The organism is Brevibacillus sp. GCM10020057 (assembly GCF_042683565.1).
In the GTDB taxonomy this organism is placed as follows: Bacteria; Bacillota; Bacilli; order Brevibacillales; family Brevibacillaceae; genus Brevibacillus.
Genome location: NZ_JBHUJW010000034.1, coordinates 177,416 through 191,944, shown reverse-complemented (window position 1 = coordinate 191,944; position 14,529 = coordinate 177,416). Strand labels below are relative to the sequence as shown.

Sequence of the window (14,529 nt, the reverse complement as noted above, 5' to 3'; positions counted from 1 at the left end):
ACATCCCTTGCTTGGCAGGGGATGTTTCCTTATCGTAAGAGAGGACAATACGCAAGAGGTCTGACGTTGGGACAGACCTCCATCCTCACAGGAAACAGGTGCATTCACTATGGAAAAATGGCTGAAACCTCTCGCCGTGTTTGCGACAATCGTCATGTTCATCGTCATGGTTGCCGGTTCGCTGGTCACCAAAACGGATTCCGGGCTGGGCTGCGGAAACGACTGGCCGCTCTGCAACGGCAAATGGGTACCGGAGTACACGCTCGCTTCGATCATTGAATATACGCATCGCTTGATTACAGGCATTGCCGGCATCGTGGTGATCGTTTTCTCGGTGCTGTGCTGGCGAGTTTACCGGGGGATTCGGGAGGTGCGCAACCTCGCCCTGTTCGGCTTGTTCTTCATCGTACTGGAATCGATCCTTGGGGCTTCCGCTGTGATTTGGCCGCAGTCTTCTGCTGTACTCGCGCTTCACTTCGGATTTTCCCTGCTGGCCTTTACCGGCGTGTTTTTGCTCACCGGCTTCGTGCTGCAGCGGCACAAGATGGAGAGCATGGTGCAAGGAGAGGTGCCAAGGGGATTTCGCAACTGGATCTGGTTTTTGGCGCTTTACGCCTACGGGGTTGTCTATCTGGGAGCGTACGTGCGGCACACAGGCTCCAGCATGGCGTGCAGCGACTGGCCGCTTTGCGAGGGCAAGCTGATTCCGGAGCTGTCCGGTCATGTAGGCATCCAGTTCGCGCACAGGATGGGGGCGCTGTTATTTTTGATTTTGCTGGTGGCGAATGCGATCTACGCAGCCAAGCATTTCCGCAAGTCGCGCCGCGATCTGTACGGAGCGAGTCTGATCGCGCTCGTGCTCGTGTTTCTGCAAGTGTTCAGCGGCGGCTTTGTCATTCTGTCCAGGCTGCATCTGTATACGACCTTGCTGCATTCGATGATCATCACGATTTTGTTTGGCGTCATCTGCTATATGTGTCTGCAGGCCGGGAAGAAGCCTCGCCCCCATACGCTCAGGAAATGAACGCCGAAGATGCATACTTTGAAAATCGCGTAAAAAGCCGCTTTCCCTGCGATGGGGGGAAGCGGCTTTTCCCTTTTTGCCTGCAGTTCCATCCTTGCCGTCAGCGGCCTTCGCCGTATTCGCTGCGGATGATGCGGACATTTTCCCGGTGCGATTCCTGCGTCGTGGGGGAGAAGAAGGCGTGCTCCTTTTCCAGACTGGCAATGGCGACCTCGTCCCCGGCAATGACGGCTTGCGTCAGGCGCTCCAGATGGTCGAGAGCCAAATGCGCCCGCCGCTTCATCTCCTGCCGGTTGTCGGTGGTCTGTCCGTGGCCGGGGACGAGCAGGCGGATGCGGTGCTCGTCGATGATCTTTTGGGCGAGCTGAATGGTCTCTACGTACGCTTTGGCGCTGTCGTAAATGAACGGCAGCTCGAAGTCGGAGAGGTAGTCACCCGCGACGAAAAGCCCCAGCGAGTCGACGACGGTAAACAGGCCGTCTGCACAATGGCCGGGAGCGAGGAAAAAGTGCAAGGTCGTCTGGCCAAGGACGAGCTGCTGGCGATCCTCCGTGATAACGATGTCCAGCTCGGGGAACTCGATCGGGTAGTCGCGCGTCAAATAATGGGTCGCATCGAATTCGCGGATGAGCCGGAGCTTGTGCTCTTTTTTCGGATGGTCGCGCAAGGCGCGGCTGCCGATCGTCCTGGCGCCGGGAAAGGCCCGGTAGCCGATGATGTGGTCGAAATCGCCGTGGGTAAAGAGCAGGTACAGCTCCTTGTCTCCCTGAATCGACCGGACAAAGTCCTGAATGTCCCGGATTTCATCGGGGAGCCAGTTCGGATCGACGATGATGATGTGCTCGTCCAGTGAAATGACCGTGGACGTAGTCTGGTACAGCGCACTTTGAAATACGGTGACGCGCTCGTCGGTGTATTGAATCATGGGAGGTTGTTCTCCTTTCAGGGGGTGAATGGAGGGGGAGGATGCCAAAAGACCGTTGCCGCTCGACTGGTATGTCCTCCTGAGCGGTACAAAGGAAGTCTCATGCTAACGACCGCTCCACGCTTCTTACGATACTGCCCTTTTCCCCATACGACAAGTGGCGTGATGCACGCGCCGCGCCGCTGGATGAACAGAAACTGCGAAAGTGGCGTAAATTTCAACCGCGCACCCTGCTGTCTTTTGTTACAATAAATAGCAAACACATGATCGTCATGAAAGGATGAAACCGATGCGCATTTTACATACGGCCGACTGGCATTTCGGGCGGCAGCTCGAGGGGCGGGACCGCCGGGCCGAGCAGGCCGCGTTTGTGGACGAGCTGTGCCGGATCGCGGACGAGAGGAGCGTCGACCTTGTGCTGATCGCAGGCGATGTCTACGATTCGGTCAATCCGCCTGCTTGGGCGGAGGAACTGTTTTACGATGCGCTGGAGCGGCTTTCCCGCGAAGGTACGCGCGGAGTGGTCGTGATCGCGGGCAACCACGATCAGCCGGAGCGGGTCCGGGCGGCAGCGCCGCTGGCGACGAAGCACGGGATTGTCCTTTTGGGATTGCCGAAGGAAGCGCCGCTCATCATGGAGGAGGCGCCGTCTGACCGCGTGCGGATCGTCGCCGGGGGGCCTTCCTGGCTGGAGCTTGCCGTGCCGGGCTGCGAGCATCATGCCGTCGTGCTCGCTCTGCCATATCCGTCGGAGTCGAGGCTGAAGGAGCTGCTTTCGGAGAGCTTTACCCAGGAGCAGATGCAGCTTGCTTTCTCCGGGCGGATCGCGGAGCTTTTGGCTGACCTTGCCCGTCATTTTCGCGACGATACGGTCAATCTGGTCACGAGCCATCTGTTTGTCATGGGCGGGCTGGAGACGGACTCGGAACGGCCGATTCAAATCGGCGGGGCGATGACCGTCTCGCCGCTTGCTTTTCCGGAAAAGGCGGACTACGTGGCGCTGGGCCACTTGCATCGGCTGCAAAAGCTTCGGGACAAGCCGATCGTCCGCTACAGCGGCTCGCCCCTGTCCTACAGCTTTTCCGAGGCAGGACAGAGCAAGGCTGTGGTGCTGGTCGATGTCGTGCCGGGCACAGAAGTGCGGGAGGAGATCGTCTACCTGACGAGCGGACGGCCTCTGGCGCGCTGGAAGGCGACAGAAGGGATCGAGCAGGTAGAGCGCTGGCTGGCGGAAGGCCGGGATGCCGGGGCATGGATCGATCTGGAGCTGCATGTGTCAGACGTGATCGACCCGGCCGAATTTCAGCGTTTGCGCAAGTTAAGCGATGATTTCATCAAGATACAGCGCGTCGTCGTGCGGGATGACCGGGACGAGGACGGCGGGGAGGAGCGCGTCGAGCTGGCAGAGCTGACGCCGGAGCAGCTGTTTCGCCGCTTCTATGAACGGAAACGCGGCGTGCAGCCCGACGACCGGCTGGTAGCGATGTTCGAGCGGCTGCTGGCCGAAACCGGTGGAGAGGAGGAAGCGGAATGAAGCCGATACGATTGAAGCTGGCAGGCATGCACAGCTATCGGGAAATGCAGGAGGTCGATTTTGAAATCCTTTGCCAGGCGGGACTGTTCGGGATTTTCGGTCCGACGGGCAGCGGCAAGTCCACCATCCTGGATGCGATTACGCTCGCGCTCTACGGGCAGGTCGTGCGTCTGGGCGGCGGCAACCACCCCAAGGATGTGCTCAATCAGTTGGAGCAGCGCGTCTTCGTCTCCTTTACCTTCGACCTGGGCAAGGGAGCAGACCGCAAACGATACACGATTGAGCGGGAATTCGGGCTGGACAAAAAGGGCAACAAGCGCCAGCCGGAGGTGCGGCTGATTCAATCCGGCGCCCTGACAGGCGAGCCGGATGTGGTGCTCGAGTCCAAGGCGACGGCGGCGACAGCGGCGATTGAAGCGCTGATCGGGCTGACGCTGCAGGACTTTACCCGTGCCGTCGTGCTGCCGCAGGGGCAGTTTTCCCGCTTTTTGACCTTGAAGGGAAGCGAGCGCAACGAGATGCTGCAGCGGATGTTCCGCTTGCATATTTACGGGGAGAAACTTAGCGAGCGCGTTCGTCATGCGCTGGAGCAGTCCAGAGAGCAGCTGCACCGCCTGCAACTGGCGGCAGCCGCGCTAGGCGACGCCGGCTACGAGGCGCTGGAGACGGCCCGTCAGACGTGGGCGGAAGCGGCGGAAAAGGAACAGGAGTTCATGCGGCAAAAGCAGGAGCTGGCTGAACAGCGCAGGGAGCTGGAGCAACTGTACCAATGGCAGCAGGAGCTGACCCGCGTGCAGGAGCAACTGCAGCAGTTCGCGGCACGCGAGCCCGAGATCGAGTCGTGGAAAGCGCGGATACGCGGCTGGGAGGCCAGCATCAGGCTGTTCCCGCTGCTGACGCAATGGGAGCGGCTGGACCAGGAATGGCTGTTGACCGGACAGGCTGTGGAGCGCAGCCGGGCAGAGCAGGAATCAGCGCGAGTCCGCATGGAGAAAGCGGAGCAGGAATACCTGCAGGCCCAATCGACACTATTGGCTCAGGAGCCGGAACTGACCACGCAAAAAGGGAGGCTGGCACAGGCGGAAGAATGGGAAGCGGAGCTGGCGTCGATTCGCGAAGAATGGTCTCGTCTGGAGCGGGAAAAGGCAGAGATCGTCGATGGACTTCGGCAGACGGAGGAGCAGCTGGCGCAGGACGAGGAAGCGCTGCGCGTCTGGGAGCAGGAGTGGAAGCGGCTGGACGAACAGATGAGACAGGCCGTCGTCACGCCGGAGTGGCGCGAGCAGGTGTCGGCTGCCCGCGAGGCGAGACAGCAGTGGGAGCGTGAGCAGGCCAAGTGCCGGGAACTGCAGGACGAGGTACAGGCGGCCGGGCAGCAGCGCGAGCAGGCCCTGGAGCAGGCACAGCGGCAGCGCCAGTCGTGGGAGGAAAGTGCCAGACGGCTGGAGCAGGCCAAGCAGCAGCTCGCGGCAGCAGACGCCCAGCCGGTTCTCTCCGACAGCGAATGGGAGCAGGCGCGGAACGTCCTGGCAGAGATGAAGCAGGTAGGCCGCCAGTGGCGGGAAGTGAAGATGCAGGCAGCGGACCTGCAACAAAAGTGGGAGCGGGCATGCGCCGAGCAAAAGGCGGCAGAGGCGCGGTGGAGCTCTCTTTTGGCGGACTGCGAAGCCAAGGAAGCAGAGGCAGCCCGGCAGCAGGCTCACTTTGCTGAACTGCGCGAGTCGCTGGAGCGCTGGCAGCAGGAAAACATGGCCCGTTACTTGCGGGAACGTCTCGCGGATGGCGACGAATGCCCGGTTTGCGGTTCCACGCATCACAAGCACGGAGAAATCAGGCATCCAGAGCAGGAGGACGACCGCTCCGAAGGCGAGGGGCTGCGCGCGCGCAGCAAAGCGGCAGAAGAGGCTTTGCGAGAGGCGGAGCGTGCGGCAGGGCTGGCGAGGGAGGCACTGCTTACCGCGAAGGGCGAGCAGGCTGCCTTCCAGGAGCGTCTGGCTGCTCTGCAGCACGAGCGGGACGCGCTGGCCGCGCGCGAGCAGGCATTCCGGGACGAATGCCGCGCACACGGGGAGACATGGGCTGTCGAGTCCTTCGAGGAGCTGCTCGCCGTCTACCAGCGCGAGGAAAAAGAGCTGGCGGCAAAGCAGGCCCGGCGTGAGCAGCTGAAGGAGCAGCGGGAAAAACTGGTGCAGCAAATCGACGCGCTGCGCGAGGAAGAAGCGGGGCAGAAAGGGCTGCTGGAGCGCAGCGCCCTGATCCTCGAGCAGTTGGACAAGTCAATCGCAGAAGGGAACAGCAGGCTGCAAACGGCAGAGGAGAAAATGCGGCAGGCAGCAGCGGAGCTGGATGCCAAGCGCCAGGACATGCTGATTGACGAGATCGAGCGTCACTATGAGGAAGTGGGCCGACGCGACCGCCAAATGGCGGGACTGCAGAGCATTCGGGCGGAAAAAGAGCACCTGCGCGGGACGCTATTGGCGCGGTGCGATGCGGCAAGAGCACAGCGCAGCGAATGGAAGTCGCGCGAGGCGGCGGTGGCCGAAAAGCTCGAAGACCGCAAGCGGATGTGGGAGCAAAGGCACGGACAATGGCTGGAGCGCACAGGCGGACAACCTGCAAGGGAGCGTCTGCGCCAGATCGAGGAGACGCTTGGAGGTTTGCGTCAGGCCGTGGCGGATGCGGAAGCGATACGAAAAGAAGCAGCAGCCCTGCGGGAATCGGTGCAGAACAATCTGGTCAAGCACACCGAAGCCTACGCTGTATTGACGCGGGAGCGGGCCGAGGCGCACGAGGCGTTGCAGCAATCGCTGGCGGAGAGCGGCATGGAAGGGATCGAGCAGGTGCGTAGGCTGTACGGGGAACGGGATCAACTGCAAAAGGCCGTTTCTCTTGTAGAGGCTTTCGAGCGGGCGCGGGATCAGCATCGGTACGATCAGGAGCGATTGGTGCAGGCGCTGGCAGGCCGATCCGTGACCAGCGAGGAGTTTTTGCTCGCCAAGCAGGAATGGGAAGCGTGGGAGCAGACCTTCCAGGAGGTGCAGAAGCAGGTCGCCGTAGCCAAGCAGCAGGTAGAGCGGATGGAGAGCAATCACGAGAAGTGGCTGGAGCTGCAAAAGCAGCTGGGCGAACAGCAGGATGAGCAGAGCCGTCTCGAGGAGCTGAAAAAGCTGTTTGAGGCCAAGGCTTTCGTCCAGTTCATCGCGGAGGAAAAGCTGGCGTCGATCGCCCGCGATGCGTCGTACCATTTGCGGCGGATGACGGCCAACCGGTATGCGCTGGAGATCGGCGACGAAGGGGAGTTCGTCCTGCGCGATGAGGCGGCAGGCGGCATGCGCCGTCCGGTGAGCACCTTGTCAGGCGGGGAAACGTTCCTGACTTCCCTGTCGCTCGCGCTGGCGCTCTCGATGGAAATTCAGATGCGCGGCGGGCGGCTGGAGTTCTTTTTCCTGGACGAAGGCTTCGGGACGCTCGACCCCGAGCTTTTGGAAGTGGTCATGGATGCCCTGGAGCGGCTGCGCATGGACAACTTCACGATCGGGGTCATCAGCCACGTACCGGAAATTCGCGTGCGGATGCCGCGCAGGCTGGTCGTCACACCTGCGGAGCCGATGGGGGCGGGAAGCAGGCTGCATCTGGAAATGGAATAGCGAGGAGAGAAAGGCATGGCCGTTCAATTTGTGCTGGGACGTGCAGGGACCGGGAAAACGACAGCGATTCACCAGCGGATTCAAGAGAGGCTGAAGGACGATCCGCTGGGGGCGCCGATGATTTTGCTCGTCCCTGAGCAAGCCAGCTTTCAGGAAGAATACGCCTTGGCAACGCTGCCCGGTCTGGACGGGGTCATAGGAACACAGGTGCTCAGCTTCGGCAGGCTGGGGCATCGCTTGCTGCAGGAGCTGGGGGATTTGACCCTGGTTCCCGTGGACGATCTGGGCAAGCACATGGTATTGCGCATGCTGCTGGAGCGGCACAAGGAAGAATTGCAGATGTTTGCGCGATCTGCACTCCAGCCGGGATTTGCCTCCCAGCTCGGGCGGCTGATCAGCGAGTTCAAATCGTACGGCGTCACACTGGCGCATTCGGAAAATCTGGAGTGGGGCAGCGCGAACCTGAATCAAAAGATGAGCGATCTGCGGCTCATCATGACGGCCTACGAGCAGTATTTGGCCGGGGGGTATTGCGACGCCGACGACATTTTGAACCGGGTGGCCGTCATGGTGCGCGACTCCGCCTATATCCGGCGGTCGGAGATTTTCATCGACGGCTTCACGGGCTTCACCAATCAGGAGCTGCGCCTGATCGAGCAGTTGATGATCCATGCCCGGAAAGTGACCATCGCCCTCACCCTCGATCCGGCAGAGCGTAATGCCTCCGTCGACGAGCTGGGACTGTTCCATCCGACCCTGCGCACCTACCAGTCGCTGGAGCTGATGGCACGTGAAGCGGGAGTGGGCATCGAGCCGCCCCTGCTGCTAAGCGAAGCGAGGCGCTTTGCGGAAAGCCCTTGGCTTGGGCACCTCGAGCAAAGCTATTTTCAGTGGGGTGATCCGGGAGAGGCGCCAGCGCCCAAAAGAGCAGGAGAGGTATCTCTCTTGTCGGCGGTGAACAGGAGATCCGAGGTGGAAGCGGTCGCGCTCCACATCTTGAAGCTTGCCAGGGAAGAAGGGTATCGCTGGAGGGACATGGCCATTCTGCTGCGGGAGATCGGGACGTACGCGGATGAAATCAGCGCGGTCTTTACGGATTACGGCATTCCTCACTTCCTCGACCACAAGCGCACCGTTCTGCATCATCCGCTGGTGGAGCTGGTCCGCTCCGCGCTGGAGGTAGTTGTGACCCGCTGGCGCTACGACGCGGTGTTCCGCTGCCTGAAGACGGATTTGATCGCGGCGGACATTTTCGACGAATCCACGATGCGCAAGGAAGTGGATCAGCTGGAAAACTACGTGCTGGCACACGGCGTCTACGGCTCCCAGTGGGCGGACGAAGCGGCCTGGCGCTTTCGCGGAAGCGCCGGGGCCGAGGAAGACGCGGCGGCGGATGCGCTTCGCCGCAAGTACAGCGCACCGCTGCTCGCCTTTGAGAAAGAGATCAGGCAGGCAGCCGGCAAAAGTGTCCGCGCCATGACCGAGGCCCTGTACCATCTGCTCGTATCGCTCGATGTGCCGGGCAGGCTGGAGCATTGGCAGCGCAGGGCGGAGGAGCAGGGTGATCTGGATGCGGCACAGGTGCACGGGCAAGTATGGTCAGGTCTCATCCACTTGATGGATCAAATCGTGGAGGTCATGGGCGAGGAGTCCATGGATGTGGCTACATACGCTCGCGTCCTCGACACGGGGCTGGAGACCATCGAACTCGGTCTGGTCCCGCCGGCGCTGGATCAGGTGCTGGTCGGCTCCATGGAGCGTTCGCGCCAGCCTGACGTCAAGGCGCTGTTTGTGCTCGGCGTAAACGAAGGCGTCATTCCGCTTCGGCCCAAAGAAGAAGGCATTCTCGACGAGGCGGAGCGCGAGCGGCTCGCCGAGCTGGGGGTCGAGCTGGCTCCGAGCGCCAGACAGCGGCTGATGGCGGAGCCGTACTTGCTCTATCAGGCGCTGACGAGGCCGTCGGAGCGGCTGATGCTGACCTGTGCGCTGGCAGATCACGAAGGGGCTGCCTTGCTTCCCTCCTCCGTCTTTTCGCGGGTGAAGGAAGTGCTGCCGCAGATTACTCATCCGTTTTTCCATAACGAGCCGACGGGAGATCCAGCGACGGACGCCTTTTTGCTGGGCAGTCCAAGGCGCGTGTTCAGCCATCTGCTCACGCTGCTGCGGGCGATGAAAAAGACGGGCGAGCTGCCCCTTTTCTGGTGGGAGGTGTACGACTGGTTCATTCGCTGCTCGGAGGATGCGGCCCGGGAGAAATGGCTGCTGTCAGGGCTGCGTTACGCCAATCTGCCGAGCCAGCTGGCACAGGAGACGAGCTTTGGCCTGTACGGCAAGCAGCTGAAGATGAGCGTATCCAGGCTCGAGCGCTTCCAGTCCTGTCCGTTCTCGCACTTTTCTTCGCACGGATTGCGGCTGTCCGAGCGTACGATGTACAAGCTCGAACGCTTTGATGTGGGCGAGCTGTTCCACGCGTCGCTGAAGCGGGCGGTAGAGAAGATGAACGCGGAAAATCTCGAGTGGGGCAGGCTGACGGAAGCAAGCAGCATGGAACTGGCGAGCGAGGTCGTCGAGGAACTCGTCCCTGCCACGAGAAGCAGCATTTTGACGCGGACGGCGCGGTATCGCTTCTTGTCGGGCAAGCTGAAGCGGGCAGTCGGCCGGGCGATTTACGTCCTGGGCGAGCACGCCAAGCGCAGCCGCTTCGCTCCGGTCGGGCTGGAGGTATCATTCGGCCCGAACGGCGAACTGCCGGGTCTTGCGCTCCAGCTGGATAACGGCGTCGATCTGCAGCTGATCGGCCGGATTGACCGGGTCGACCAATCGCTGGACGGGGACGTGCCGTACCTGCGGGTGATCGACTACAAATCCAGCCCCAAGCAGCTCCAGCTCTCCGATGTGTGGAACGGGCTCAACTTGCAGCTGCTGGTCTACCTCGATGTCGTGGTCGCCAATGCGGAGGAATGGCTGGGAAAACGGGCGAAGATGGGCGGTGTCTTCTACTACCAGGTGGCAGACCCGTTCGTGACGGCCAAGCGGCTGCTGTCGTCGGACGAGGCGGCCCGCGAACGCGCCAAGCGGCTGCGGATGAAGGGACTCATGCTGGCAGACCCGGAGCTGGTGCGGATGATGGATGCGCATGTGGAGCAAGGCGCTTCCGAACTGCTGCCGTTTGAGATCAAAAAAGACGGGACGCTCGGATCCCGCTCCTCCGTGGCGACCGCCGAGCAGTTTCAGGCTTTGACGACCTATGTCCGCGATACGGTCAAGGAGATCGGCACACAAATGACCAATGGCGCAATACAGATCGCCCCGTATTCAAATGGAACCATGACCGCGTGCGACTACTGCGCGTACAAGCCCGTCTGCCAGTTTGACGGCGAGACAGGCGGCAATCAGCATCGCCAGTTGACGAAATGGAACAACAAGCAAGTATGGAGCATGCTGGAACAGCAGTTGAACGGAGAGGAGGAGACAGCCCATGACGACCCAACAGCTCGCCACGGCCAAGCCTGATCAGTGGACAGATGAACAATGGCAGGCGATTACCCGGCGCGGCAGCAATCTGCTCGTAGCGGCGGCAGCCGGCTCCGGCAAGACCTCTGTGCTCGTGGAGCGAATCATTCGCCGCATCATGGACGAGACAGAGCCGATCGGCGTCGACCAGCTCCTCGTCGTGACGTTTACCAACGCGGCGGCGGCGGAGATGCGCCACCGGATTGGCGACGCCTTGCGCAAAGCGTTGAAGGAGGACCCGCATTCCGCCCATCTGCGCCGTCAGTTGGCCTTGCTCCAGCGGGCGACGATTACGACCTTGCACTCGTTTTGCCTTGGCATTTTGCGCCAGTATTACTATTTGATCGACCTCGACCCGGATTTCCGCATCGCCGACCAGCTGGAGGGCGAGCTGTTGCGGCAGGACGTTCTGGAGGAACAGCTGGAGAGCTGGTACGAGGACGATGCCGACTTCCACGCGCTCGCAGACATGATGCTGGACGGGCAGGACGACCAGGTGCTGGCGACCCTGCTGCTGCGGCTGTACGAGTTTTCCCGCAGCCATCCCGAGCCGGAGCGGTGGCTGCAGGATGCGGCAAATATGTTCGTCGAAGCCGGGAGTGTCGGGATAGACGGGCTGCCGTGGGCCAATAGCGTCCTGCGCTCCCTGGAGCTGGAGCTTGCCGGACTGGAAGGCAAGCTGCGCCGGGCGGTCCAACTCGCATCCTCACCCGAAGGACCCGCAGCCTATCTGCCGCTTCTTGAGGCGGAGGCGGATGCATTGAAACGCGCCGGCGACGCGTGCCGCACGGGCTGGGAAGCGACGCAGCAGGCGATGCGCGGGGTAACGTTTGCGAAGCTGCCGCCGGTCAAAGGTACGGACCCTGACATCAAGGAGCAGGTGCAGGAATTGCGCAACGGTGTGAAAAAGGCGCTGGGCGAACTGATCGAGCAGTATTTTTCCATGTCGCCGGATCAGTACGTGGCCGACCTGCAGGCGATCGCTCCGCATATGCACACCCTGTCGCGGCTGGTGACGGCATTCGCGGCGGCATTCCAGCAGGAGAAAAAGTCCCGCTCCCTCGTCGATTTTGGCGATCTGGAGCACCTTGCCCTGCGCGTCCTGACGGAGAAGCAGGAGGACGGCACCATTGCGCCGTCGCAGGTGTCCTTGCAGCTGCGCGAGCAATTTGCGGAAGTTCTCGTCGACGAGTACCAGGACATCAATCTGGTGCAGGAAACGCTGCTGCAGATGGTCTCCCGCGATGTCCCGACCAATGGCGCGGCGAACCGCTTCATGGTCGGAGACGTCAAGCAGAGCATTTACCGCTTCCGTCTGGCGGAGCCCAAGCTGTTTCTGGAAAAGTACCTTACCTACCAGAAGCAAGGAAAGGCTGCATTGCTGGCGGGAGCCGAGCCGGCTTCACCGGACAGCGAGGAAGCTGCTTCGGCAGACAGCGTTGCCGTTTTGCCCGGCGAGCGTATCGACCTCGCAGCCAACTTCCGCAGCAGACGGGAAGTGGTGGACGCGGTCAACTTCCTGTTCCGGCAGATCATGTCGCCGGGAGTCGGGGAGATCGATTACGATCCGTCTGCCGAGCTGATCAATCGGGCGTCCTACCCTGATGTGGAGGAAGGTCGCCTGCAGACGGAAGTGCATCTCATCGACCGGAAAGGCAGCGAGGCGGATGCAGCAGGACAGCCAGCAGCGGACGAGGGAGACGAAGCAGAGGGAGCGGCTGTCCCGGATGGCGCAGCAGTGAGCGTAGAAGAAGCGAGCGTGGCCCAGCTGGAAGCGAGACTGATCGCCAGCCGGATTCGCCGCTGGATGGAGCCGGGCGAAGGCGAGGAGCCTTTGCTCGTGTACGACAAAAAGGCGGGAGGGCTGCGGCCCCTGGCTTACCGCGATATTGTCATTTTGCTGCGGGCCACCTCGGGCTGGGGCGAGACGATGCAGGAGGAGCTGCGCAAGGCGGGAATCCCGGTCTATGCGGAGCAGACGGCCGGATACTTCTCCGCGACCGAGGTGGAGACGATGCTCTCCCTGTTGCGCGTCATCGACAATCCGCTGCAGGACATTCCGCTCGCGGCGGTCTTGCGCTCGCCCATCGTCGGCCTGCGCGAGGAAAACCTGGCGCAGATCCGGATTCGCTACGCCAGCGGTCCGTTTCACCAGGCCGTTCACCAGTACGCTAAAGAGCAGCCGGCAGTGGAAGGCTGGGAAAAGCGGCTGCGCTACTTCTTCGCACAGCTGCGGGATTGGCGGACGCAGGCACGGCGCGGTGCGCTGTCGGAACTGTTGTCCGTCCTCTACCGAGAGACCGGCTATCTCGACTACGTGGCGGCACTGGAGAACGGCAAGCAGCGCCAGGCCAACCTGCGCGCCCTGTACGACCGTGCCCGCCAGTACGAGGCCGGCTCCTATCGCGGCCTGTTCCGCTTTTTGCGCTTCGTCGATCGGCTGCAGGAGGGTGGCAACGACCTGGGCGAGGCGCGGACCATCGGGGAGAACGAGGATGTCGTGCGCATCATGACGATCCACAAGAGCAAGGGGCTGGAGTTCCCTGTCGTCTTTGTGGCGGGGATGGGCAAGCAGTTCAATACGATGGATCTGAAAAGCCAGTTTCTGCTGCACAAGGATCTCGGCTTCGGACCGATGGCATTCGAGCCTGCGCTGCGGCTGCGTTATCCGAGCCTGGCCGCACTGGGTATCCGCCAGCAGTTGCGCAGGGACATGCTGGCAGAGGAAATGCGTGTGCTTTACGTGGCGCTGACCCGTGCCCGCGAGAAGCTGATCTTGCTCGGCTCCTGCAAAGACCTGGCTAGGAGCGTCGCTGATTGGGCAAGGCAGGGAGATGGCGAGCGGCTAAGTGACGAGGATCTGATTCAGGCCAAAGGCTATCTTGATTGGGTTGGCCGGGCGCTGCTGCGCCATCCGGACGCCGGACCGCTCCGCGCCTATCCACAAGAAGCGGGGACGGGAGAAGTAGTCCGCGCGCGATCCATCCCGGATGATTCAAAGTGGTCGTTTCACTTTTACAAAGCCGATGAGCTGCGCGAACAAGCATCTGCGCAAGCGGACGAAGCGGCTTTGTGGGAGCGGATGAGCAGACGGGAGGCGATCAGTGAACGGCCGGCTGACGCTGTGCTTCGGGCGGAGATTGAGAATGCCTTGGGCTGGCGTGACCCGCATCCGGCAGCGTCGCTCGTGGCCGCGAAGTGGAGCGTCAGCAAGCTGAAGCGGCAGGCGCGAAAAGGCAAAGACGGCACACCGGTCGTCCTGCCGTCGATTACGGAGAAGCCGAAGTTTTTGGCGGAGCAGAAGCCGCAGCGCTTGAGCGGAGCCGAGAAGGGAACGATCACGCACTTGCTCATGCAGCATATTGATTTGCAGCGGCCGCTCGATGAGGCAGACATCCGGGAGCAGCTGGCAGATCTGGCTGCGCGTCGCTTTTTGACCGAGGAACAGCTGCAGGCTGTAGAGGTCGGACAGATTGCCCGCTTCTTTGCCGATCCGTTGGGACAGATGATGAAGCAGGCCAAAGTCGTCCATCGGGAGCTGCCGTTTACCATGACCATTCCGGCGCGCGAGGTGGAGCCAAAGTTGGGCGATGACAGCCGCGAGCAGGTGATCGTCCAGGGGGTCATCGACTGTCTCCTGGAGAGCCATGATGGGCGGATGGTACTGATCGACTTCAAGACAGACTGGATCGGAAAAGAGCCCTCGCCTGCCGTCATCGAAGAAATGACGAGGCGCTACGAGGAGCAGATACGGTTGTACGTCCGTGCTGTCCGGCAAATTACGAAGACGAAACGGGAAATCGACAGCTATCTGTATTTGCTCGCAGGCGGCGTTGCCGTGCGGATGTGAGCCAAAACTGCCTGATGTGCTCCAAAAAAGCTGGTC

At 61.6% G+C, this 14,529-nt stretch carries 6 protein-coding genes; 5 read left to right on the top strand and 1 reads right to left on the bottom strand.

Going from position 1 to position 14,529, the window contains the following annotated elements:
* The first annotated feature begins 109 nt into the window (after nucleotides 1-109).
* The gene (locus ACFSO0_RS11245; protein WP_376880087.1) at nucleotides 110-1,024 is read left to right on the top strand and encodes a COX15/CtaA family protein; all 915 of its coding nucleotides are present in this window, start codon (nucleotides 110-112) and stop codon (nucleotides 1,022-1,024) included.
* A gap of 100 nt (nucleotides 1,025-1,124) precedes the next feature.
* Here ACFSO0_RS11245 and ACFSO0_RS11240 read toward each other — a convergent pair whose 3' ends face one another.
* The gene (locus tag ACFSO0_RS11240; protein ID WP_376880085.1) at nucleotides 1,125-1,949 is read right to left on the bottom strand and encodes an MBL fold metallo-hydrolase; all 825 of its coding nucleotides are present in this window, start codon (nucleotides 1,947-1,949) and stop codon (nucleotides 1,125-1,127) included.
* A 289-nt stretch (nucleotides 1,950-2,238) separates the two neighbouring features.
* Here ACFSO0_RS11240 and ACFSO0_RS11235 point away from each other — a divergent pair, with 289 nt between their 5' ends.
* From ACFSO0_RS11235 to addA, 4 genes are read left to right on the top strand one after another with little or no spacing between them, the layout of a single operon-like run.
* Entirely contained in the window at nucleotides 2,239-3,483 is a 1,245-nt protein-coding gene (locus tag ACFSO0_RS11235; protein WP_376880082.1) for an exonuclease SbcCD subunit D, read from the top strand.
* Nucleotides 3,480-7,130 carry an AAA family ATPase gene (locus ACFSO0_RS11230; protein ID WP_376880079.1) on the top strand — a complete coding sequence of 1,217 codons (3,651 nt, stop codon included), beginning with the start codon at nucleotides 3,480-3,482 and terminating at the stop codon, nucleotides 7,128-7,130. The genes ACFSO0_RS11235 and ACFSO0_RS11230 overlap by 4 nt, the downstream gene beginning before the upstream one ends.
* Before the next feature lie 15 nt (nucleotides 7,131-7,145).
* Complete coding sequence (gene addB, locus ACFSO0_RS11225; protein ID WP_376880077.1) at nucleotides 7,146-10,643, top strand: helicase-exonuclease AddAB subunit AddB; 3,498 nt, start codon at nucleotides 7,146-7,148, stop codon at nucleotides 10,641-10,643.
* Nucleotides 10,609-14,493 (top strand): helicase-exonuclease AddAB subunit AddA, encoded by a 3,885-nt coding sequence (gene addA / locus ACFSO0_RS11220; protein WP_376880074.1) that lies wholly within the window; start codon nucleotides 10,609-10,611, stop codon nucleotides 14,491-14,493. The genes addB and addA overlap by 35 nt, the downstream gene beginning before the upstream one ends.
* Nucleotides 14,494-14,529: the final 36 nt, after the last annotated feature.

Bases quoted from the DNA above. Each gene is read 5' to 3' on its own strand.
- ACFSO0_RS11245 (WP_376880087.1), top strand. From the start codon at position 110: ATGGAAAAATGGCTGAAACCTCTCGCCGTGTTTGCGACAATCGTCATG.
- ACFSO0_RS11240 (WP_376880085.1), bottom strand. From the start codon at position 1,949: ATGATTCAATACACCGACGAGCGCGTCACCGTATTTCAAAGTGCGCTG.
- ACFSO0_RS11235 (WP_376880082.1), top strand. From the start codon at position 2,239: ATGCGCATTTTACATACGGCCGACTGGCATTTCGGGCGGCAGCTCGAG.
- addA (WP_376880074.1), top strand. From the start codon at position 10,609: ATGACGACCCAACAGCTCGCCACGGCCAAGCCTGATCAGTGGACAGAT.
- ACFSO0_RS11230 (WP_376880079.1), top strand. From the start codon at position 3,480: ATGAAGCCGATACGATTGAAGCTGGCAGGCATGCACAGCTATCGGGAA.
- addB (WP_376880077.1), top strand. From the start codon at position 7,146: ATGGCCGTTCAATTTGTGCTGGGACGTGCAGGGACCGGGAAAACGACA.